Genomic DNA, 21,458 nt, shown 5'->3' on the forward strand with positions numbered 1-21,458 from the left:
AGACGAGGTCCGCGCGAGAGAGGTAATAAGAGGAGTCTAGGTGGCAACCGCCAATTGGGTGGTTGGATCATGAAAACGCAGACTGGCGGACGGAGGACAAGCCCTGGCGCTGGGCGCATCCACCTGCAGTGCGGGTTCCCTATCGGCCCGACTGGGAGATGTAGCCGATGAACAGGCGGAACAGGTCGGAATTGCTGGAGATCTGCAGGCGCTGGTAGATGTTGTGCTTGTGCACCTTCACCGTGCCTTCGGAGATGCCCAGCAGGTGGGCGATGGAGGCGTTGCTGTGGCCCTGGAGGATGAGCTTGGCGATGTAGCGCTGGGCGTCGGTCAACTGGCCCTGGAGGATGTCCACGAAGGCGCTTTCGAGGTGGCTGTCGGGGGCGTCCGGGGCGCTGCCGGGTTCTTCCGGGCGCAGGCGCCAGTGCGCCTCGAATGCCCGGTTGACGATCGGTGCCAGGGTTTGCAGGCGGCGGATTTCCGCATCCGCGAAGGGGCCGTGGTTCTGCGCCTTCATCAGCGAGAAAACGACGGCGGTGTGGGCCTGGAGCGGGATGATGTAGCCCAGTTCCTCGACCAGGCTGCCGTGGGTGGATGACACGCAGGGATGCAGGTCGGGTGAGATGGCGAAGCCCGAGGAGAAGAAGCTGTCCGGCGCCAGTTCGCTCATGCGCCAGAGCCCCGCCGGATGCTGGTTCATGCAGGCGACGTAGAAGGGGTCGAGCAGGTAGCCGCCGCGGACGTAGGCGCTCAGGGTCTTCGTCGGCACCATGCCCTTGTAGCCGTCGTGAAGCAGGACGGCGGGCTGGTCGAAGCGGAAGAGATAGGCGCAGCTCATGTCGAAGCGGACATCGCCTTCCAGCAAGTTGCAGAGGCTTTGCCCCAGCGCTGCGGTACCTACTGCGGCGATAACGCCGGCCACCCTGCTTGCTTCCTGGTTGTTCATGCTGGACCGCGCTGTTCATCGTGATTCGGAGAGTTGCAGCGCCGGCCCGCCATGGGCAGGCGCTGCACGATTCAGGACAGACCGGCGGAAACGCGCAGCGAATCGCGCGGGAAATCTTCCTGGCCGATCTGCAGTGCTCTGGGCACCGCCAGCCAATAGGCGATCGCCATGCCCAGCAGGCCGCCACTGAGTTTTCCAATGATCAGCGGAAGGATCAAGGTCGGTTGGAAGTTGGCGGAGTAGGCCATGTGGTCGCCGAAGGTGAAGGCAGCGCAGACCGAGAAGGCGATCACCAGCACCTTGTCCTTGGGCGGCATCTGCTCGACCAGGCGGAACATCGCCAGGATATTCGCCGAGGCGGCGAGAATGCCGGCCGCGCCAACCGGCGACATGCCCACACGACCGGCCATCAGCTCGAGCGGGCGGGAGAGGTAACGCTTGATCAGGCACACCATCGGGAACGCGCCGCAGAGCATGATGCCGACGTAGCCGGAGATTTCCAGCGCGCGGAACTGGTCTTCCTTGTCGGCGATGATGGGCGCGAAACCCCAGCCGCCGAAGGTATGGCTGAAGGCCCCGGTGAAGTATTCGACTATGGATGCCACCAGGATCAGCGTGGCCGACGCATACATGACGCGCCCCAGGGCCAGGAACAGTCGCACCATTACACCGGGGATGAATCGCAGCGCGGCGGCCAGGGCGGCGCAGAAGAGGATCAGCGGCAGCAGGTTGCGCAGCAGCAGCGGCAGGGTGAAGTGCAGCGCCTGGGTGGCCGCGCCACTGGTGGCGATGTCCGGGCGCACAGCCAGGCCCAGCCACTGCATGGCCATGGCGATGGTGATGATGCTGATCGGGATGCTCAGCAGCCCCGCCATGATGCCCAGGGCCATGTATTTGTGGTCGGCCCTGGCGAGCATGGCCAGGCCCACGGGAATGACGAAGATGAGGGTCGAGCCGGACTGGAAGCCGGTGATCAGCCCGAGCATCCAGCCCTCGGGATCATGGGCCAGGGCATGGGCGAGTTGGTAGCCACCCATGTCCGAGGCGAGGAAGATGGGGCCGGCGATGCCGGGGTCGGCGCCCAGCGCGGAGAACAGTGGGGCTATCCAGTGGCTGATGAAGCTGGAGATGAAGGGAATGGCGGCCATGGTGCCGGCCACGGGGATGAAGATGGGGCCGATGCTGTGCAGCCCGGCGAGAAACTCCTTGCCCAACTCTGACTCCGCGTCGAGCAGGGAGGCGATGGCGCCGATCACGGCGCAGGCCATGATGAGGTAGATGACGTACGTACCGATGTTTTCCATAGCTGCCTCGTCTTTTGTAGATTTTGTCGGGTGGCAGAAGCAAAGCGGGTCGAGTTGCTGTTGTTGTTTTGGTTCGGGCCCTTGCCGGGCCCGGAGGTCAGGCTGCGGTGTAGGCGTTGTCGACGAACAGATGCGCGCCGTTGACGAAGCTGGCGTCGTCACTGGCGAGGAACAGCGCAGCCGCGGCCACTTCGCTCGGGTCGCAGAGGCGGCCCTGCATTGCACGTAGCGCGTCGTCGGAAACCTCGGCGCCGAATTCGCGCAGCAGGTCGAGTTCGCGCCGGCCGTGGGCGGTGCCGATGAAGCCCGGGCAGATGGCGTTGCTGCGGATGTTGCGATCGCGGAACTCCACCGAGATGGCGCGGGCGAACATATGGCAGGCCCCCTTGGTGGTGCAGTACAGGACCTCCATGGGGGTGCCGACCACGCCGGAAATCGACGAGGTGCAGATGACGCTGCCGCCGCCGGCTTCGATCATCTTCGGCAGCACGGCCTTGGTCACCAGGAACATGCTCTTGACGTTGATGTTCATCAGCCGCTCCCAGTCGCTCTCGCTGGTATCGAGGAAGGGCGCGGCGTGAATGGTGCCGGCATGGTTCATCAGCACCGTGATGGGCCCGAAGCGCTTCTCGGCCTGGGCCACCGCCTGGTTCACCTGTTCAGCGACTGAGACATCGGCCGGCAGGAAGCAGGCGCTGCCGCCGGCCGCGTTGATCCGCTCGGCCACTGCCGCGCCGTCGCTACTGGGCAGGTCGAGGATGGCAACCTTGGCGCCTTCGCGTGCGAAGAGCTCGGAAGCGGCCAGCCCGCAGCCACCCGCACCACCGGTGATCAGCGCCACCTTGTTGTTCAGTCGTCCCATCGTTGTCTCCATTGTTATGGGTGGATTCGACGTTTTTCACGCTAGGGACGGGCTGCTGCAGTGTCTATATGTCGCTGGATATACGATGCCGTAACTAATTGTTTTTAAATAAGTTTATGCATAATTCAAAGTCCCGTGGCCGTGTAGGGTGGATAGCGCTTTTCTATCCACCAGCTGAGGCCGTACAAGACACCGATGGTGGAAATCCTCAAAGGGATTTCCACCCTACGCGCCGATTGACATGGAATCTCCCACAACAGAAAGCCATTCAGGGTGCCGTCACCTTCCTGCCCGCATCTCTACTGGCCCCGGAAACGTTGGTGAACACCGATCTTTGGCTGGGCGATAAATCACGGATCGATGCGCTAGCCTTCTCCGGACTCAAGGGAGGGGGTGTTCATGCGTATCGTCGTACTGGTTGTGCTGCTGTGCCTGGCGGGTTGCGCCAAGGATCTCACCGGGACTGAGCCTACGGCTCGGGAGGTCGGGCTGGCGGAGCCGAAAATCACCTATCTCGGCGTCGGTGGCTGGCTGTTGCACTGGAAAGGTGAGGCGCTGTTGTTCGCGCCGTCCTTCAGCAATCCGGCCTTTCCGCCTGTCTTCGTCTCGGCCGACCAGCAGCGGATCGATCAGTACATGCCTCATGTGCCCGACGCGACGGTACTGCTGATCGGCCACGCGCACTACGACCATCTGCTCGATGTCCCCTTGATCATGCAGAAACATGCGCCCAAGGCGGTGGCCTATGGCTCCGCTACCGCCGGCCACATCCTGGCGGGCGCCAGGCCGCGGCCCAGGTTCGTGGACATGGAGCCGAAGATGGTTCCCGTCATGTGCGGCGGCCGCGCCTGCCCTCAGCTGAATCCCGACGATAAATGGGAGCGGGTCGGCCATATCCGCTTCATGGCCATCGAGAGCCAGCACGCGCCGCACATCGCCGGCATCGATCTTCTGCCGGGCAGCTATGACGGGGACCTGAACTCGCTGCCCAGCTACGTGCGCGCCTGGCGCGAGGGCACGACGCTGGCCTGGCTGGTGGACCTGCTGGATGACCAGGGCGAGCCGGTCTATCGCATCCACTACCAGGATTCGGCGAGCAATCCGCCCTATGGCTTCCCGCCGATCCTGCAGGATGGCAAGGGCGTGGATGCGGCGATCATCTGCGCCGCGTCCACCGACCAGGTGGCGCAGTATCCGGACGCCTTGCTGAAGGTCCTCAAGCCCCGGCTGCTACTCATCGGTCACTGGGAAGACTTCTTCGGCAATGATCCGCACACGCCGCAGCTGATTCGCCTCCAGGGCCAGCAGCAGGTCGAGCTGGTCGACCGGTTGCGCAAGGCCTATCCCAATACGGTGATGCCGTATCCCCTGACCGAGGTGGCGCTGCCGTCGCCGGAGTAACCTCCCGGTACGCCCCTCCAGATTCGCTGGGGCGTCGGCGCCAAGGATGAACGGGCTTTGGGCCGGGTTGAAAGGGCGGCATTGCCTTTGGTTGCTCATGGCGGAGTATGATCGAACGCAGCCGATACCCGGTAAACACGACTTGGAGGAATCAGGCATGGTTATCAAGCAATCCAAAGAGTTCGAAAATGTCGTCCGAGCGGTCTTTGGCCGCCTGCTGGAGAGCTTCCCGGTTCCAGTGCGTCTCGATGCCTCAGCAGCAGGCTATGAAGTCGCCGTGAACGAACCCGTCGAATGCAGTGGCTTGACTGAAAGCGCGGAGCACAAGCCGAGCAATGAGGAGTACCTGTTCGCGTCCAGCGTGCGCTGGCTGGCTGCCGAGGGCTACATCCGGATCAACCAGGAGTACTACACCTGCTTCGACGGCGTGACCCTGACGGAGAAAGGCCTGGCGGTTCTGAGCGCGACCCCGCCTTGCCTGGCGAAGGCCTTCTACGCGTGATTTCTGAGGCCGCTCAAACCAGTGGCCTTTCCGTTCCCCACGGGCGTCATCGCCCGTGGTGGGCCTTTGTTGTGGGGGCGAATTCATTCGCCAAGGGCTGCGCAGCAGCCCCAAGCTGACTCCCTGGCCGGACCTGCGGTCCGGTTCGCGAATGAATTCGCCCCCACAGAAAAGCGGCAAGCCGTTTGGCCCCACCTTGATCGGCCGGCAGGTCTGCACGCGAACAGAGGATCTACTGACTATACGTAGGTTGGTGCTGAGCGTAGCGAAGCCCAACGAATTTCGCCGACTATCGAGCTGTGGTGGGCTCAGCCGCAATAGAGCCCATCCCATCGCCTGAACCAAAGGTTCGTAGCCCGGATTGCATGCCCATGGGCATCGCTTCGCTCGCCAAACGCTGCCCTCCCCATCTTGCGAAATGCCCTACAGCTCTGTGCCCTGGCCTCTACCCCCCAGTGGCATATGGCCCGCCCGGAAGGCCGTTGCTAGCGTGGTTCCTACTCGGTCAGGGCCTGGTACCTGAAGCCGGTGGGGTATGGCGCGCCGCGCAGGCGTGCCTGTCGATAACAACAAAAAAGGCGATGCAATGGAACGCACTGCAATGCGCCGTGGCCTGAACGCCCGGCATATACGCTTCATGGCGCTGGGGTCGGCCATCGGCACAGGGCTCTTCTACGGTTCGGCGGCGGCCATCCAGCGTGCAGGGCCTTCGGTGCTGCTGGCCTACCTGATTGGCGGCGCGGCGATCTACTTGACGATGCGCGCCCTGGGGGAGATGGCGGTGCGATCGCCAGTAGCGGGCTCCTTCGGCCACTACGCCAGTCAGTACCTCGGGCGCTACCTGGGGTTTCTCACCGGCTGGACCTACGCCTTCTCGATGATGATGGTGTGCCTGGCGGACGTCACGGCTTTTGGCGTCTACATGGGACTGTGGTTTCCCGAAACGCCGCGCTGGACCTGGGTACTGGGCATCGTGCTGTTCATCTCGGCCTTGAACCTCTGCAGCGTACGGGTCTTTGGCGAACTGGAGTTCTGGCTGTCGCTGGTCAAGGTGCTGGCGATCGTGGCGATGATCGTCGCCGGGATGGGGGTGCTGGTGTTAGGCATCCAGTTGGGCGATGGCAGCGGCGGGGCGGCGAGCTTGAGCAACCTCTGGGCACATGGCGGCTTCTTCCCCAACGGGGTGGAGGGGATGGTCGCCTCTTTCACCATCGTGATGTTCGCCTTCGGCGGCATCGAGGTGATCGGCTTCACCGCTGGCGAGGCGAAAGACCCCCAGCGGATGATCCCCAAGGCCATCAACTCGGTGCCGCTGCGCATCCTGCTGTTCTACGTGCTGACGTTGCTGGTGCTGATGGCCATCTACCCCTGGCCGCGGATCGGCAGCCAGGGCAGCCCCTTCGTACAGATCTTCAGTGGCCTGGGCATCGAGTCGGCCGCCAGCATCCTCAACCTGGTGGTCATCTCGGCGGCGATCTCCGCCATCAACAGCGACATCTTCAGCACGGGGCGCATGCTCTACGGCATGGCCGAGAACGGGCAGGCGCCGCGTGCCTTCGCTCGCCTGTCCGCTCATGGTGTGCCCTGGATGACCGTACTGGTGATGGGGCTGACATTGCTGCTGGGTGTGCTGCTCAATTACCTGCTGCCGAACGAGCTGTTCCTGACGTTCGCCTCGCTCGTGACTTTCTCGGTGGTGTGGGTGTGGCTGATGATCCTGCTTTCGCAGATTTCCATGCGCCGCAGTCTGAGCCGGGATGAAGTCGCCTCCCTTGGCTTCCCGGTGCCGTTCTGGCCATACGGTCAGTACCTGGCCATCGCCTTCATGCTGCTCATCTTCGTGGTGTTGGCGGTGTTCCCCGACACCCGCACTGCGCTCTACATAGGCGCCGCCTGGCTGGCCATCCTTACCATCGCATATCGGGCGTGGGTGAAGCCGAACCCGTCCGCGCGACCCGCGCCTGAACTGTCCTGACCGGCCTTGGCCCGGGGCATGCTTTAACTGTGGTTACTTCCAGGAAGAGAGGAGTGGTTGCATGACGCAGCACAGCTTTGAATTCGAACTCCCGCATTCACTCATCGAGGATTTCCAGCGCGATGGTGCGGTATGCGTTCGACAGTTGTTCACGGCCGATGAGGTGACGTTGCTGGAGCGGGGCATCGAACGCAACCTCGCGTCCCCCAGCGAGCGGGCCAAGGTAGCCAGTGGCCCGGACGACCCGGGCTGGTTCTTCGAGGACTTCTGCAACTGGACGGAATTCGAGGAATACCGCCGTTTCATCTTCGAGAGCAGGGTGGGCTCGGTGGCGGCGCAGCTGATGCGCTGTGCCACGGCGCGCCTCTACCACGACCACCTGCTGGTCAAGGAGCCCAACACCCGCCAGCGCACGCCGTGGCACCAGGACCAGCCTTACTACAACGTGGAAGGCCGGCAGAATTGCAGCATGTGGATGCCGGTCGATCCCGTGGCGCGGGAGTCGACGCTGGAGTTCGTCGCGGGCTCCCACCTGGGGCCCTGGCTGATGCCGCGGACTTTCCTCGACAACCAGGCGCGCTGGTTCCCCGAAGGAAGCCTCGCCGACCTGCCGGATATCGAAGCGGATCGCTCGCGCTGGAGCATCCTTGGCTGGGAGCTGGAGCCGGGCGACGCGGTGTTCTTCCACATGCTGACCTTGCATGGTTCCGGTGGTGTAGGCGGAAATCGGAGGCGACGAGCTTTTTCATTGCGCTTCCTCGGCGAGGACATGCGCCACGCGCCACGGGCCTGGAAGACGTCGCCGGAGTTTCCGGGGCTGATCGACCAGTTGCCTGACGGCGCACCTCTGGAGCATCCATTGTTCCCGGTGCTGTGGCCCAAGGAGACGACTGCGCGGTAGTGGCTGCTCGGGTGAGGAGGCCGGGTGGTAATACCCAGCCTCCCTGCTTGCGTCCCATCCGGCATCGCCAACTCGCGGCTCAACGAGTCTTCCAGTCGGTGTTTTGTTCGAAGGCGTAGGCCGCACGGTAGATATCACCTTCGCCAAAATGCTTGCCTACCAGTTGCAAGCCAATTGGCAGGCCGTCGCTGATGGCGCAGGGAATCGACATGGCCGGATGCCCGGACACGTCGAAACCGCAGGTGTTGCCCAGCATCTCGAAGGCGCGCCCCAGGTAATCCTCCAGTGGCGCATCGGCGGCCGGCAGCCTGGTCGCCTTGATCGGGAGCGTGGGCATCAGCAGCAGATCGTAGCGGGCGAGCGCTTCGTCATAGGCATGGCGCAGTTGCCGACCGAGATTCTGCGCCTTGCCGTAGTAGCGGCCCTGATACTGGCGGCTGAAATACTCGCCGAGAATCATGGTGGTCTTGACGGTGTCGGGCAGGTCATCGGCCCGCTCCCGCCAGCGCGCGTGGTGCTCGATCATGCCGCTGAGGTACAGGCCGCGCCAATTGAAGCCATGGCTGTTGCCTTTCATCATCTGCTGCGTGGCGCCCTCGGCGGCGATGGCGAGCCAGATGCTCGGCCCCAGCGTATGCAGCGGGATGGATACCTCTTCCACCACGGCGCCCTGGGCGCTGAACACCTCACAGGCCTGGCGTACCTCCCGGTCGACGTCGAGCTCGGAGTTGGCATGGCCGAAGCCTTCGCGGACCACGCCGATCTTCACGCCTGCGATGCCGAGGGAGAGGGTGGCGGAGTAGGGCGCGGCCGTCGCCGCGGACAACTGGCGCGGGTCCAGCCCGTCGGCGCCGGCGACCACTTCGAGCATCAGGGCGTTGTCGCGCACGTTGGCGGTAATCGGGCCAAGGTGGTCGAGCGTGCTTTCGATGGGCATGGCACCGGTATAGGGCACCAGTCCGTGGGTGGGCTTCATGCCATACACGCCACAGAAGGCCGAGGGGATGCGTACCGAGCCGCCCTGGTCGCTGCCCAGCGCCAGGTCCACCTCGCCCGCGGCAACCAGCGCCGCGCTGCCGGAGGACGAGCCGCCTGCGGAGTAGCCGGGACGGCGGGGGTTGTGCACCGGTCCGCTGGCAGCGGTATGCGAGCCGCCGGAGAAGCACAGGGCTTCGCAGACCGCCTTGCCGGCAATGGTAGCGCCGGCATCGAGCAGACGACTCACCACGGTGGCGTCCACCTCGGGGCGATAACCATCCAGGGTGATGGAGCCGTTGAGCATGGGCAGGCCGGCCACCGCGATGTTGTCCTTGATGGCTACGGTCTTCCCGGCCAGGACGCCGCCTGGCCTGCCCTGGATGCGTGTCTTGCACTGCCAGGCGCCGAGGCGATTCTCTTCGGGCGTGGGCGTGTAGCCGCTTTCCCGCGCATCGGGGGCGGCCGGAAGGTAATCGGCCTGGGCATCGAGCAGGTCGTAGGCATCGAAATTGGCCTGCAGTACGGCCTGGTACCGATCCAGGCGTTCGGGGGACAGGTTCATCCCGAGGGAGCTGGCGATTTCAGCCAACTGGGTGTTGCTGGGGCGACGAACAGACATGGAGATGTCCTCAAGGAAGTCAGGGGTGCTCGAGGCAGCAGTGGTCCCAAGGGCGGGGCACGTTGGGCCCCGCCGCTGCGCTATCGGGTCAGGCGTTCAGCAGGTAGCCGCCGAACAGGTCGACGACCACCGTTCCTGCGTCTGCGGCATCGCCCCACAACTCCTGCGTGGTGAACTGGACGTGGTAGGTGGGTTCGGGCGCGGACGGCATGCCGTGGCCGACGGCGTCGGGAAACGGCCACTCATGGGTGGTGCGGTGCAGCACCACCCCGCACTTGCCGCGCACATAGCCGGGCATGCGGATATGGCCGGAGACGAATTCGTCCTTCACCCGTACGCGGTCGCCGACGTTGAAGGGCGCTTTCGGTGCATCGGCTTCGCGCCCGGGGCCCAGCGGAAGGGCGAGGGGATAGCCGCCACCTGCGAGCTCCTCCAGGCGCTGCCCGGTGATCGCGCCTTTTTCGACGAAGAGCGACGCGACGCCGACCATGATCCGGTCGTAGTAGCTGGAGGCCAGGTATTGCCGAGGCTCCATCCGTTCGATCGCATGCCGCAGTTCGTCCACGTTGAACAGCCCGAGCTCGGCCGCGCCGAGGAACAACAGGCTGTATCCCAGGTGCTCCCACGGCTCGTGGAACACCGGTTTGTAGCTCAGCGAATTGGCGCGGTGGGCAACCCGGCCAAACCCCTGGACACCGCCCAGATCATGTATGCCATCCATTTTTCGTTACTCGCTTCTGATTGAGGACCACATCGGTCGATGACCTTGCACGGGAGCGCGCAGGGTCATCGGGGCGGCTGGCTCGAAGGCTGCACTTCAGGGCGCGCGATGCCGATCAGCACGTCCTTGGTCACGATCGAGGCGAGCTGCTCCTCCGTCCAACCCTCGGTACCCGCCGGGCGGAAGGGCAGGACCATGTAGCGGGTTTCCGCCGTGGTGTCCCAGACGCGGATCTCGACCTCCGGGGGCAGGTCCAGGCCCATCTCCCTGAGTACCGTGCGGGACTCCCGCACCACCCGGGCGCGGTATTCGAAGCTCTTGTACCAATCCGGCGGCAGGCCCAGGACGGGCCAGGCGGTGCAGGAGCAGAGAGTGCAGACGATGACGTTCTGCAAGGTCGGCGTGTTCTCCAGGGCGACTATGTACTCGCCCTGTACCCCGGTGTAGCCGAACAGGTCGCAAGCGGCCGTCCCGTCTCGCAGCAGCAGCGCGTGGAACTCCGGGTCGACCCAGGCCCTGGCCACGACGCGTGCGCCGTTGGCCGGATCGAAGTCGTTCTCCATTACTTCGGTGAAGGTTTCGACGTAGCCCTCGGGAATCAGTCCGCGCTCTTCGAGGGCCTGGTTCAGCGCAAAGGCGCGGTCGGATGCCGAAGCCGCCGGTTTGCTCGAATCGTTGTTCATGCTCGTTCTCCTCGCGCCGTCAGGGCTGGCGCAGCAGGCCGGTGTCGGCGTGGCAATTGATGTATTCGTAACGCTGGTCTTCGGCGCGCAGCGCGCTCACCTCGTGGTAGCCCTTCCATTTGAGCTCGGCCTGGAGCGCCTGGACCATCTTCATGAAGGTGCCGAAGATCTCGATGTGGGTCGGATGGGATTCGGACCAGCGCTCCAGGTGCGCCAGCGAACGCCAGTGGCTGACCGAGAAGCTCTTCTCCTGGGGTTGCCCGCTGGCATCGATGTGCCGCATGTAGCGGTTGCTGTAGCAACCCACCGGCAGGCCGTCGTCGCGGAGGAAATCCATGCCCGCGCGCAGCACCGGTTCCATCTGGTTCAGGTACAGGTCGCGTTCCTTGCCCTCGGTTTCGCTCCAGTCCTGCCCCGAGCGGATCACCACCAGGTTCTCGTGCCCCTGGACCACCAGGCGATGGGGTTGCGCAGCGACCTCCAGCTCACCGGCAGGCGTCATGGCGTCGGTCTGGGAGAGGGGAAAGCGGTCACGCATCGACCCCCAGTAACCGTGCTCCTGGATCTCGTCACTGAGGCTGCCCATCAGCACGCCAACGCCCTCCACCGCCTGGGGCAAGGTGTACAGGGTTTCGAAGCGTTCGACGGCTGGCGCGAGGATCTCGCGGAAGTAGCCCAGGCCGTCCCGGCCGAGCTCGTCGGAGCCCCACCAGCGGGATACTGCGCTGCTGTTTTCCCAGCGGCCAAAGGCGGCGGGGTCGTCCCAATAGGCGATCGCCACCATGTTGTCGTAGCCCGCAGCGTCGACGTAGTGGGCCAGGTCGTGATGGCCGGGCCCATCGTCGAGGGCGAAGCTCTGGATGATCTGTCGGAGCGCCGTGCAGGCGGCCCCCAGGTAGCCTTCGCCCTTGGACTGGACGCCGAAATAGCCCATCACCACCTGCTTGACCGACGCATCGGCGCGGGCGACCCAGGCCGGGTAGGGTGGGGTATAGCTGTCGTCGATGCGCCGCTGGCGCGAGCGGGGGCACATCAGGTGCTTGTCGATTGCGGATTCCATACAGTCCTCTCTTTCTTGTTGGTGCCACTCGACACCCCGCTTGCCGGGAAGCAGGCAGGCGGGTGCAGCAGCGTTTTGGGTCGTTGGAAGCGGGCGGGTCAGAACACCCGGGCGTAGCGAAGATTCAGGCGGAAGTCCTCCCGGGGGCCGTTTTCCACCGAGAGGTCCCGGCCCAGCTGGATCTGCAGCTGGTCCTGCGCGGTGAAGAACTTGGTGGCGGTGAGGCGGAAGTTGGTCGTGCGGCTGGCGTCATCGTTGTCGACGCCATCGACTCGCGTTTCTCCACCCCAGAGGTGGCCGACACCGACGGCGAAGGTGGTCGTGGGGTCGGGCATGTAGCGCAGCATGGCCTGGGCGCCGTAGGAGGTCTTCTGTTCGAGGACTGCCGAGTTGGGCCCGTAGTCGTCGTTATCGCCATACCAGATGGCATCGCCCACCAGGTCTATCGCCCATTTGTCGAGGAAGTGCTTGATGTAGGCGGCCTGGAAATCCACCTTCCAGCGGTTCTCCCCCAGGTTGAGCGGGTCATCCTTGTCGTAATCGCCGCTGGGAACGTAGAGGTAGGCGTTGGCGCTGAGGGTGTCCCGCGCGCTGTTCAGCAGAATCTTCACCGGCGCTGTCAGGATCAGGTCGCCTACGCCGCTGGCATCGCCGAGGGCGGAGGCGTTGCCGCTCCCTGAAACCGTGCCGAAGGGCAGCAGGAACTGCGGGTCGATGGTGACCGATTCGCTCAGCTGGTAGACATGCAGCAACCGGAGGATGCCGATATCGGATGTTAGGTTGAAATCCGAACTTGCCTTGCGACCGTGGTAACGCATGGAGTCGGTGGTCGCGTGCTGGTAGTACAGCGCACCGATGGTCGCGCCGACTGGATACTGCTCGTAGTCGCCCGGTGCGACTTCTGCGGCCATGGTGGAAAACGATATCCCTATTACCGTCAGGCCAAACAGTGCGGACTTCGTCAGTTCATGGAGCCTGGTTCTTGTTGTTTTCATTGCCCTTCGCCTTTGTTGGATCGCCCTTCAACGGGGCTGTTGTTCCAGACTTTTCGCCAGCCTGGCTGGCGAGATAGCGACGACGGATGGCAATGACCAAAGAGGCCGGCACGTGCGGATGCTCGGGGCTTAAGCCACTGCCTTGCGGCGCTGGCTCAAGGATGACGCTGGGCCGGATCGGGTTCTTTGCTGGGCAGGAACAAAAAATTTTCTGAGACGGTCCTTTGCTTTTCGGGCCATGGAAAGGCGGTGGAACCTCATGTAAGAAGGACTACAAGGCGCTGGAAGTCCGACGTAACGCCTTGTGCGGCGCGGCCGCCGCTCGGCGCCGGGCGGCCGCTCGGGAGGGGGGCTGATCTATGCTTGCCACGGGAGTTTCGGGCAAGGCGCTGCTCGTTCTGCCTCCGGCGGAGAGCCGGTTCCACAGGGTTGTGGCTTATGTATTCATCCTGAGACAAGTCCAAGAAAACGGGGTGTTAGGCAAGTGGGAATTCAATCCTGGGAACGCTCGATGGCGGCTGTATCGAAGGCCCGTTCCATCCAGTCGTCCGCAACCAACTGGTCCAGTGAAAACATCGATGTCGCGACCGAGAGCAATGCCTTCAGCGATAGGGTGGATTTCTGGCGGGAGATGATCCTGCGCTTGTTTGCAGACGTTGAAATCGGTGCCATTCCGAATCCCGAGTTCTTTGGCAAGGTCAGGTCTCAGAAATGCGAGTCGTTGCGGGTCAGTGACGTGAGCGCAGCGGCGCAGGCAGTCAATCGTCGCTACCTGCAGCCAAGAAGCCGGGACGAGGACAAGTATTTCGCCGTGCTGATGCTGGAAGGCTCCGAATGCCTGGAGCAGGACGGCAACAGGGCGCTGATCCGGCCCGGGGAGTTTTCGATCTACGACGCCACGCGGCCGCACTACCTGAATTTTTCCGATGATTGGCGGCAGATCATCGTGAGTGTGCCGAGGTCCAGCCTGAATCAGCTCGTCGTGGGGATGGAAAGTCGCACCGCGACTCGGGTCTCCACGGATAACCCGGTGGGACGGGTGATGCGCACCTTCCTGGAAAGCATGACCGCTCAGATCGGCCAGTTCACGCCCGCCGAAATGGCCAAGCTATCCGATACGGCCACCCACCTGATCGCCCTGACGCTGGGCAACCTGCAACCGCTCGACCCTGAGCACTGCCGTTCCCGGGCGCTGGCCTTGATGCGGGTGAAGGTCTTCATCAATGACAATCTCGGCGACCCCATGCTCAATGCCCAGCGAGTCGCACAAGGCACTGGGCTCTCCGCGCGTTACATCAACAAGCTCTTCGAGCAGGAGGGGGCGTCGCTGATGCGCTACACCCTGCGCCGCCGATTGGAGCGCTGCGGCGCCGACCTGTTGAACCCGGCCAACGCCGCGCTGCGCATTTCCGATATCGCATTCCGCTGGGGCTTCAACGACCTGTCGCACTTCAGCCGGGTATTTCGCGACCACTACGGCCATTCCCCGAGGGATTGGCGGCAGGGGCAAGCGCAGCTGTCCTAGTGAGTGCTCTGCACAATGTGGGTGGGTAGGCGTCCCCGTTCGCGGCTTGCCGGCGGATTCGCCGCCGTTGATGAACCAGGATTCAGGCTGGGCGAAACTCCTGCACTTGTTGCCCCACCGTAGGGTGCGCCATGCGCACCGATCGCGGGATAGGCCCCTGCGCCTCGCTCAACCCTTGGTGCGCGCGGCGCACCCTCCCTGATCAGCTCCATCGCTCTAGTCAAACAACTCGAGCCGTAGTTTGCGTTGGCACCAAGCTGAAAAAGTTGGAATGGAAAGCAGGTTCGGCGGGTCCACTGAAAATATGAGGCTCGCGACAGCGAGATCATGAAAGGCGCGGGAGTTCGAAAGCCGTTCTGGCCAATGTGGGACGGCCGGTGATTGGCTATCGACTGGTTTTTCCCGCTTCAAGACATTCAGGATCAATTGTCAGTGGAGATCAGTATGGCTACTTGGACCATCCACTACTGCAAGAACAACAACACCAACGCGCTGGACATGAAGGCCGATCACAAGCCGAGCATGGAGGAGGTGGTGCGGCATTTGCTGCAATGGGCTCACGGCAATCTGAAAAAAGGTGAATTCGGTGACCGCCAGGACAGGCTCAGCAACGAGCCGGCGGTACTGTTGCTACGCAATTACGGCATCACCGTTACCGGCATCGTGAGAGCCTGACCGCCGGCTTGATGCTCGTTCGAATCGCCGCGAAGTCTCGCGGCTATCTGATCGTCACCTTCACGTCACTCCCAAGCGCTGTCAGCGCTCGCCGGCACCGCTGTGCGAGCGCTCGGCGTTCTCCACCAGTGCCGCTTCGGCTAGCTGGTCCAGGCGTTGCCACCAGGCAGGAGAAGTCTCCATTCCATGCTACAGGGCTTGCTCACGAGCCTGCCCGAACGCCGCCGGGGTGATGCATCGTTGCTCCCGGGCGGCTTCGACCTCCGCTGCCAGTCGTGGCTGAGTCGGTGTGCCCAGCAGCAGACTCAAGCGCTGCTGCTGCGCGTGGTCGGGTAGGCTGTACTCCGGCTAGATCGGGTAGGCGGTGCCGGCGTTGATCCGGGCAACCCTCAGCAATTGGGCTCCACTTCGGATTGGTCATTCCATCTCGACAGGCGCCGTAGGTTGACGATCTGCAGCAGGGCGCCTAGGGCAGCCACTGCTCCCGCTGCAACGACCAGAGACCAGATGGGAAGCTGCAGAAACAGCATGAATCCGCCGGCCGCGGCGCCGATGGCACTGCCCAGGTAGAGGGCCGATTCGTTCAAAGCGATGGCAAGGTTTTCATCCCCTTGCGCTTGGCGAGCCACTATCAGTTCGTTGTTCTGCGGCACTTGAAGAGCCCAGCCAACCGCTCCCCACAGGGCGATGGGCAGCATGACCAGCCACTTACTGATTGCAGCGGAAAACGGCAGCGCGAAGAGTGACCCGGCAAGAGTCAGCATGATGGCGAAAGTCAGTCTCGGGCCTTTGATTCGGTCAACTAGCGGGCCGATGAGGAAGCTTCCCAGCACGCCGCCGATGCCCCAAACCCACAGGAAGGGTGTTACGGAGCGAACGCCATCGGCAGTCGCGAGCAATGGTGCGATGAAGGTGTACATGCCCAGGCTGGCGATGGCGGCCAGCAGCGACACGAGGAGAATCGCGACTACATGGCCGTCCGCCAGGATTGCCAGTTTCTGTCTCAGTGAAGTGGTGGCTGCGGCTGGAAGCGCGGGCAGCTTCAGTAGCAGACCGACTAGAGCAATCACGCCCAGTGCGGTTACAAGCCATAAGGCCGCTTGCCAGCCGAGTTGTCCGGCAATCAGCAGACTGAGCGGCACACCCAGCACAACACCACTGGCCATACCGCCCATAATGATCGCGATGGCCTTGCCGCGATGATCAGGGCTACACATTGCGGCCGATGCTCCAATACCCATGGCAAGGTAGACACCGGCGCCTATGCCGGCGACTGCCCTCCAGGTCAGGAGGGGCGTAAAGCTCTCGGTGAGCGCACTCGCTGCGTTGGCGATTACGAACAAGGCCAGAGCCAATAGCATACCCCTGCGCTGGTTATTTACAGGCAGCAGGGCGACGAAGATGGGCGAGCCAATTCCATAAGCGAGGGTGAATGCGGTGACCAGTTGAGCGGCCACCGCAACGGGCACGGAGAATGCGGCTTCGATCATCGGAATCAGCCCAGCGGTGACATACGACGCCATGCCCAGGGCAAAGGCACCCAGGGCGATCAGGTAGATGGAGGATGGGGTGTGGGGATGCATGTTCGTGCTCTCCGGTGGATTCGCATGGGGATGCGGCCCCGAGCCAGGGTTACAACCGATTTGGGAACGGCGTTCGAGGCTCGGTTAGCCAGGTACAGCCATTCTTCTGCGAATTTATGGGGGGTACAATTTGATTACTTATGCTGTTACTGGAGGTAATCGGATGAGTGCTTCGCGCCCTCTCGAACGCACGAGGATGGAGTTGGCCGAGTTCCTGCGAAGTCGTCGGGAGCGCATTACGCCCGAAGAGGTTGGATTGCCCGCAGGCAGTCGCCGACGTACGCCTGGGCTGCGTCGCGAGGAAGTGGCGGCATTGGCTGGCGTTGGCCTGTCCTGGTACACCTGGCTGGAGCAAGGGCGGGATATCAGCGTATCGGCAACCTTCCTCGACAATCTGTCGCGTGCACTCAAGCTGGATGCCACCGAGCGCAGGCACCTGTTTCTCCTTGCTCATCAGCGTCTGCCGCGTGAGCCCGGCAAGACCTGGTGCATCGTCCCGGCGCTCGTATATCGGCTTTTGGCGGATTTGCCAATGCGCCCGGCCTACGTGCTGAATCTGCGTTGGGATGTTCTGGCCTGGAACAACGCGGCGGACCGACTATTTGGCTTCTCCGCGCAACCGGGGGAGCGGCGCAACCTGCTCTGGATGCTGTTCGCTGACCCGGTCATGCGTACTCTGTTCGCCCCCTGGGAAGAGCAGGCGCGGCAGATTCTGTCGAGCTTCAGGCGGGATTTCGTGCGGGCTACCCAGGACCCGAACATTGCAGCGCTAGTGAGAGACCTCGAAAGGATTGATCCCGATTTCAATGGATGGTGGCAGCAACAGGACATCCATGGTCCATGCCAAGGCATTCGCCATTTTCACCTTGAAGAGGTCGGAGACCTGGTGTTCGAACACACCACTCTGACCATCGACGAGGATCGCCACCTGCGGCTGGTCTATTACGCAGCGCAAGAGGGGAAGCCTGAAAGCTGGCTGTTCGAGCAATGGTTGCAGCGAGAGTCTGAATAAGCGTAAGGAGTGCGCTTTGGATCTTGACGCCATGTCGGCTAAAGGGTGTCCCATTTTGGTCTGAATGAGAGAGCGCCGATGGCTACATCACTGGGCAGGAAGCTTGCCGCCGGCAGCAAATAAGGCAAGCGACTAGGATGGATCACTGAGCCGCTCTCGTTCTTTGTGGTGTTGTGCATCTTGCGTCAGGATCAAGCTTACACAGGTGAGAGGGCAGGACCGCGCTGCTTATGTTGAGGGGCTATCGCCGAGTCTTGTAGATGGAGGTTGATCGGCATGCAGGGATCGCTCTTCGACGACGTGATACTTAGCAGCACCGAGCTGCCGCGTCAGGCGCGGATGCCGATCAATCTATCGTCGCGCAAGGTCTTCTCCGTCTTGATGGGAGACTTGTGCCAGCCTGGCGATGCGTTGGTCATCACTGGTTACAGCGGCCTGGATCAAATTGTCTCGCTCATCAGTCGGCGCGGCGCAACCGCGAAGCCTCTGCGCTTGATCCTGGGCTCTGAGCCGGGCGCGGCCAGGCGAAGCGGACTCAGTCTTAAGCGTTACGACTTCTCGGCTGAAGTTCGGGAGTACTGGCTCAAGCGCGGTATCTCATTGTCGCTTAGTGGTCAGATCATCCATTGCATTGAGCTGATTCGCGGTGGGCACGTGAAGGTGCGCTATTCCACCGGCCGCTATCGGCTGCACGCCAAGCTGTACTGCAGCGAGGAGGCTGTTTGCCTAGGTTCGAGCAACTTCACTGAGCCGGGGCTGTGTTATCAGCATGAGGCGAACGCGCGCTTTACCACGAAGGAGAAAGTGCGCTTTGACGAAACCTGGCGCTTGGCTGAGTACTTCTGGAACCTGGGTGAAGATGCCAGTGACCAGTTACTGGCATTGCTGGACCAGCTGCTGAAATTCGTGACATGGCAGGAGGCGTTGGCGAGAGCTTGTGCGGAACTGCTGGAAAGCGATTGGGCTTCCCGCTATCTGCAATCGCTGGTTGGATTCCAGCCCGTCAGTCTGTGGCCGTCCCAGCAACAGGGGATCGGCCAGGCACTCTATCTGCTGGACACCGTCGGTGGGGTACTGGTGGCGGATGCTACGGGTTCTGGCAAGACACGAATGGGGGCGCACCTGCTGCGTGCCGTGCATGACCGCAATTGGTCATCTGCCAGGGCGCACAAGAGCTCCATGCTCATGGTCTGCCCGCCGTTGGTAAGTGGCAACTGGGGAAAAGAGGTCGCGAAGTGCGGCTTCAATCTCGCAATTGCTTCCCAGGGATTGCTGAGCCGGCTGGAAGGGCGGGAGGACACCGCGCTTGCAATGCAACTTGCCTCGGCTCAATCACTTGCGGTTGATGAGGCGCACAACTTCCTCAGCCAGAACTCCAAGCGGACGCGGCACCTGTTGCACAACCTCGCCGACCAGATCCTGCTGTTCACGGCAACGCCGATCAATCGCTCTTGCGCGGATCTGCTCAGGCTGATCGACATACTGGGAGCGGACAATTTCGAGGATGAGGTGCTGGGTGTCTTCGAGCGGCTGAGTCGTGGCAGCACTGCACTTTCTGATGTTCATCCCGGGGACTTGGCTGCTCTGCAGGCCGCAATCGCCAGTTTCACATTGCGGCGTACCAAGGCTCAGCTGAATGCCATGGTTGAGCGGGAGCCGGAGGCTTATCGCTTGCCGAATGGACACGTGTGTCGGTATCCCACGCATGTCTCGCTGACATACGACCTGGGTGAGTCGGAGCAGGACCAGGTGTTGGCGGAGCAGATTCGCGTGTTGGCGCGCAATCTGAAGGGAATCGGTCATTTCGAGAAGCCGCTGATCTTGCCGGAGAGTCTGGCCAGCCACGGCTTGACCTCCCATAGCTACCTTCAGATGAGGCTGCACTCTGCCAGTTCGTTGGCTGCGCACCATGTGATGGCGAGTCTGCGTTCCTCTCGACTTGCACTGTATCGGCATATTCTCGGTGAGCGAGCCGCCCTGGAACAGATGGGCTTGTTGGGCAGGATTGAGAGTTCTGCAGACGATGCCACGGGCAACATGCAACAGCGCATTGAGCAGTTGATGGGGCGCGTTCCCGAAAATCGATTGGGCATCGAGTTGCCTGCGTGGCTTGGCGATCCAGACGCACACCGCCGCGCCTGCGAGGGCGAAATCGCGATCTATCAACTTATTCTGAAGCGTCTGGCAAAGCTTGGTTCGGGCCGTGAGATGCGTAAGGTGCAGCACCTGCTTGGACTGGTTGGTCGCCATGATCAGGTCATCGCCTTTGACCATTATCCCCTGACCCTGCGTTACCTCAGGCACCTGCTGAAGGAGCCGGCCCATGCGTTGGGCGTAGAGGTGATGTTGGGCGTCGGTGGGGACAGGAAAAGTAACGAGAAGTTACAGAAACGCCTTGATCCGGAAAGCGGGGGAGGGCGTCTTATCGCGCTCTGCAGCGATGCCCTGTCGGAGGGGGTAAACCTCCAGCGGGCATCCACCTTGGTGCACCTGGACATGCCAAGCGTGGTGCGCTTTGCCGAGCAGCGCGTAGGGCGCATTGACCGCATGGACAGCCCTCATGAGCAGATTGAGTGCTGGTGGCCCAAGGATGCGCCGGCATTTGCGCTGAAGTCGGACGAGCGTTTCGTGGCCAGGGTGGAAGAAGTCGACACGTTGATCGGGGGCAATCTCCAGTTGCCCGAGGAAATGCGTGGTGTAACGGAGCCGAATGTGATCACGGCAGAGGCCATGGATCAGGAGTTACGTGAGCGGGAGCATCGTTCCTGGGATGGGATCGAAGATGCCTTCACACCGGTGAGGGAACTGATCGAGGGGCAGACAGCTCTTGTCGGGGCCGAGGTGTATCGGACCTATCGGGCAGAGCAAGCCAAGGTTCTGTCTCGTGTGAGTCTCGTGCAGGCAAACGAGCCATGGATATTCCTGTGTCTGGCCGGCGAAAGGTCGAGGGCGCCTCGGTGGATTCTGTTGGCTGATCAGGATTCAAGGCCTTTGACCAATCTGGGCGACATTGCACGCCAACTGAGATCGAGGCTGGTGGACGGAGTGCAAAGCCTGCCTCCGACGAGGCGAGCCATGGACGCACTCGAGCAATTTCTGGTCCGCCTGACCGAGATGGAGAAATTGTTGCTGCCTAAGCGCAAGCAGCGTGCGCTGGAACAAATGAGCTGGGCCTTGTCCCTTTGGATGCGCGATCGCGAATGGATTACCAGCGTTGATGAGGCGGACCAGGCCAAGGCGTTGTTTGATCTTTTACAAGGAATTCGTTTGCACGAATGCCCTGACTGGGGGCAGTTGGCTGATTGCTGGCTGGACCTGGTGCGGCCGTATTGGGCGGAGCTCCTGCAGCGACGCGGACGAAAGGCCGGTGTGATGCGTCTGCGGGACCTGCAGACGAGTCTGAAGACCAAGCCAATTACGGCTAGCAGGTTGTTCGATCGGATTGCCGGAATTGATTTGCGTAGGCGATGGGAAGAACGGATCGTCGCCTGCATTTTTGGCTATGGGCCTGTGACAGCTACAGCGGATAACCGCTTTGCTGGCGACCGAGAGATCGCTTAGCTTTCGATTGAGACGTTAGCGGTTGTTTTCGCCTTACCAATCGATCTGGTAACGGGTACTGCGCCAACCTTCAGAACACGTCTTGCATGGGCGTCTCAGCGAGTGGTGAGCCGAATAACCCACTTATTCGGCTCATGTGGTGAGCCGATTATGCC

At 62.4% G+C, this 21,458-nt stretch carries 17 protein-coding genes; 8 read left to right on the forward strand and 9 right to left on the reverse strand.

Annotation, left to right across the window (positions count from 1 at the left end):
* Positions 1-139 precede the first annotated feature (139 nt).
* The 3 genes from ACFW0H_RS26010 to ACFW0H_RS26020 all read right to left on the reverse strand — a co-directional run bounded on the left by ACFW0H_RS26010 (position 140) and on the right by ACFW0H_RS26020 (position 3,112).
* Entirely contained in the window at positions 140-946 is an 807-nt protein-coding gene (locus ACFW0H_RS26010; protein WP_422916728.1) for a LuxR C-terminal-related transcriptional regulator, read from the reverse strand.
* Positions 947-1,017: 71 nt separating this feature from the next.
* Positions 1,018-2,250 carry an ethanolamine utilization protein EutH gene (gene eutH, locus ACFW0H_RS26015; RefSeq protein ID WP_422916729.1) on the reverse strand — a complete coding sequence of 411 codons (1,233 nt, stop codon included), beginning with the start codon at positions 2,248-2,250 and terminating at the stop codon, positions 1,018-1,020.
* A 97-nt stretch (positions 2,251-2,347) separates the two neighbouring features.
* Positions 2,348-3,112 carry an SDR family NAD(P)-dependent oxidoreductase gene (locus ACFW0H_RS26020; RefSeq protein ID WP_422916730.1) on the reverse strand — a complete coding sequence of 255 codons (765 nt, stop codon included), beginning with the start codon at positions 3,110-3,112 and terminating at the stop codon, positions 2,348-2,350.
* A 399-nt stretch (positions 3,113-3,511) separates the two neighbouring features.
* On the opposite strand from ACFW0H_RS26020, the gene ACFW0H_RS26025 reads away from it, so the two are divergent.
* From ACFW0H_RS26025 to ACFW0H_RS26040, 4 genes are all read left to right on the forward strand, one after another.
* A complete protein-coding gene (locus ACFW0H_RS26025; protein WP_422916731.1) occupies positions 3,512-4,513 on the forward strand; it encodes an MBL fold metallo-hydrolase in 1,002 nt (333 codons plus the stop codon).
* A gap of 157 nt (positions 4,514-4,670) precedes the next feature.
* The gene (locus ACFW0H_RS26030; protein WP_422916732.1) at positions 4,671-5,015 is read left to right on the forward strand and encodes a hypothetical protein; all 345 of its coding nucleotides are present in this window, start codon (positions 4,671-4,673) and stop codon (positions 5,013-5,015) included.
* A gap of 586 nt (positions 5,016-5,601) precedes the next feature.
* Positions 5,602-6,990, forward strand: a complete 1,389-nt coding sequence (locus ACFW0H_RS26035; protein WP_422916733.1) for an amino acid permease — start codon at positions 5,602-5,604, stop codon at positions 6,988-6,990.
* A 61-nt stretch (positions 6,991-7,051) separates the two neighbouring features.
* Entirely contained in the window at positions 7,052-7,891 is an 840-nt protein-coding gene (locus tag ACFW0H_RS26040) for a phytanoyl-CoA dioxygenase family protein (RefSeq protein WP_422916734.1), read from the forward strand.
* 79 nt (positions 7,892-7,970) lie between these two features.
* On the opposite strand, the gene ACFW0H_RS26045 is transcribed toward ACFW0H_RS26040, so the two are convergent.
* The 5 genes from ACFW0H_RS26045 to ACFW0H_RS26065 form a co-directional block, all read right to left on the reverse strand.
* The gene (locus ACFW0H_RS26045; RefSeq protein ID WP_422916735.1) at positions 7,971-9,488 is read right to left on the reverse strand and encodes an amidase; all 1,518 of its coding nucleotides are present in this window, start codon (positions 9,486-9,488) and stop codon (positions 7,971-7,973) included.
* 88 nt (positions 9,489-9,576) lie between these two features.
* On the reverse strand, positions 9,577-10,209 hold the full coding sequence (locus tag ACFW0H_RS26050) for an SH3-like domain-containing protein (protein WP_422916736.1): 633 nt from the start codon (positions 10,207-10,209) through the stop codon (positions 9,577-9,579).
* Positions 10,210-10,274: 65 nt separating this feature from the next.
* The gene (gene nthA / locus ACFW0H_RS26055) at positions 10,275-10,892 is read right to left on the reverse strand and encodes a nitrile hydratase subunit alpha (RefSeq protein WP_422916737.1); all 618 of its coding nucleotides are present in this window, start codon (positions 10,890-10,892) and stop codon (positions 10,275-10,277) included.
* 19 nt (positions 10,893-10,911) lie between these two features.
* Positions 10,912-11,952, reverse strand: a complete 1,041-nt coding sequence (locus tag ACFW0H_RS26060) for a phenylacetaldoxime dehydratase family protein (RefSeq protein WP_422916738.1) — start codon at positions 11,950-11,952, stop codon at positions 10,912-10,914.
* 98 nt (positions 11,953-12,050) lie between these two features.
* Positions 12,051-12,863: a transporter gene (locus tag ACFW0H_RS26065; RefSeq protein WP_422916739.1), complete on the reverse strand. Its 813-nt coding sequence runs from the start codon at positions 12,861-12,863 to the stop codon at positions 12,051-12,053.
* A gap of 595 nt (positions 12,864-13,458) precedes the next feature.
* Here ACFW0H_RS26065 and ACFW0H_RS26070 point away from each other — a divergent pair.
* Both ACFW0H_RS26070 and ACFW0H_RS26075 read left to right on the forward strand, forming a co-directional pair.
* A complete protein-coding gene (locus tag ACFW0H_RS26070; RefSeq protein WP_422916740.1) occupies positions 13,459-14,472 on the forward strand; it encodes an AraC-like ligand-binding domain-containing protein in 1,014 nt (337 codons plus the stop codon).
* Between the two features lie 444 nt (positions 14,473-14,916).
* A complete protein-coding gene (locus ACFW0H_RS26075) occupies positions 14,917-15,147 on the forward strand; it encodes a hypothetical protein (RefSeq protein ID WP_422916741.1) in 231 nt (76 codons plus the stop codon).
* 389 nt (positions 15,148-15,536) lie between these two features.
* Here ACFW0H_RS26075 and ACFW0H_RS26080 read toward each other — a convergent pair whose 3' ends face one another.
* Positions 15,537-16,730, reverse strand: a complete 1,194-nt coding sequence (locus ACFW0H_RS26080) for an MFS transporter (RefSeq protein WP_422916742.1) — start codon at positions 16,728-16,730, stop codon at positions 15,537-15,539.
* Between the two features lie 163 nt (positions 16,731-16,893).
* Between ACFW0H_RS26080 and ACFW0H_RS26085 the strand changes: the two genes are divergently transcribed.
* Together ACFW0H_RS26085 and ACFW0H_RS26090 are read left to right on the forward strand one after the other, a co-directional pair.
* Complete coding sequence (locus ACFW0H_RS26085) at positions 16,894-17,742, forward strand: helix-turn-helix transcriptional regulator (protein WP_422916743.1); 849 nt, start codon at positions 16,894-16,896, stop codon at positions 17,740-17,742.
* Between the two features lie 276 nt (positions 17,743-18,018).
* Positions 18,019-21,303: an SNF2-related protein gene (locus tag ACFW0H_RS26090; RefSeq protein ID WP_422916744.1), complete on the forward strand. Its 3,285-nt coding sequence runs from the start codon at positions 18,019-18,021 to the stop codon at positions 21,301-21,303.
* The last annotated feature ends 155 nt before the right edge of the window (positions 21,304-21,458 follow it).

Source organism: Metapseudomonas cellulosilytica (assembly GCF_049334135.1).
Taxonomy (GTDB): Bacteria; Pseudomonadota; Gammaproteobacteria; order Pseudomonadales; family Pseudomonadaceae; genus Metapseudomonas.

Bases quoted from the DNA above. Each gene is read 5' to 3' on its own strand.
- nthA (WP_422916737.1), bottom strand. From the start codon at position 10,892: ATGAACAACGATTCGAGCAAACCGGCGGCTTCGGCATCCGACCGCGCC.
- ACFW0H_RS26045 (WP_422916735.1), bottom strand. From the start codon at position 9,488: ATGTCTGTTCGTCGCCCCAGCAACACCCAGTTGGCTGAAATCGCCAGC.
- ACFW0H_RS26085 (WP_422916743.1), top strand. From the start codon at position 16,894: ATGAGTGCTTCGCGCCCTCTCGAACGCACGAGGATGGAGTTGGCCGAG.
- ACFW0H_RS26020 (WP_422916730.1), bottom strand. From the start codon at position 3,112: ATGGGACGACTGAACAACAAGGTGGCGCTGATCACCGGTGGTGCGGGT.
- ACFW0H_RS26080 (WP_422916742.1), bottom strand. From the start codon at position 16,730: ATGCATCCCCACACCCCATCCTCCATCTACCTGATCGCCCTGGGTGCC.
- ACFW0H_RS26065 (WP_422916739.1), bottom strand. From the start codon at position 12,863: ATGGCCGCAGAAGTCGCACCGGGCGACTACGAGCAGTATCCAGTCGGC.
- eutH (WP_422916729.1), bottom strand. From the start codon at position 2,250: ATGGAAAACATCGGTACGTACGTCATCTACCTCATCATGGCCTGCGCC.
- ACFW0H_RS26040 (WP_422916734.1), top strand. From the start codon at position 7,052: ATGACGCAGCACAGCTTTGAATTCGAACTCCCGCATTCACTCATCGAG.
- ACFW0H_RS26050 (WP_422916736.1), bottom strand. From the start codon at position 10,209: ATGGATGGCATACATGATCTGGGCGGTGTCCAGGGGTTTGGCCGGGTT.
- ACFW0H_RS26025 (WP_422916731.1), top strand. From the start codon at position 3,512: ATGCGTATCGTCGTACTGGTTGTGCTGCTGTGCCTGGCGGGTTGCGCC.
- ACFW0H_RS26010 (WP_422916728.1), bottom strand. From the start codon at position 946: ATGAACAACCAGGAAGCAAGCAGGGTGGCCGGCGTTATCGCCGCAGTA.
- ACFW0H_RS26060 (WP_422916738.1), bottom strand. From the start codon at position 11,952: ATGGAATCCGCAATCGACAAGCACCTGATGTGCCCCCGCTCGCGCCAG.
- ACFW0H_RS26070 (WP_422916740.1), top strand. From the start codon at position 13,459: ATGGCGGCTGTATCGAAGGCCCGTTCCATCCAGTCGTCCGCAACCAAC.
- ACFW0H_RS26075 (WP_422916741.1), top strand. From the start codon at position 14,917: ATGGCTACTTGGACCATCCACTACTGCAAGAACAACAACACCAACGCG.
- ACFW0H_RS26030 (WP_422916732.1), top strand. From the start codon at position 4,671: ATGGTTATCAAGCAATCCAAAGAGTTCGAAAATGTCGTCCGAGCGGTC.
- ACFW0H_RS26090 (WP_422916744.1), top strand. From the start codon at position 18,019: ATGCAGGGATCGCTCTTCGACGACGTGATACTTAGCAGCACCGAGCTG.
- ACFW0H_RS26035 (WP_422916733.1), top strand. From the start codon at position 5,602: ATGGAACGCACTGCAATGCGCCGTGGCCTGAACGCCCGGCATATACGC.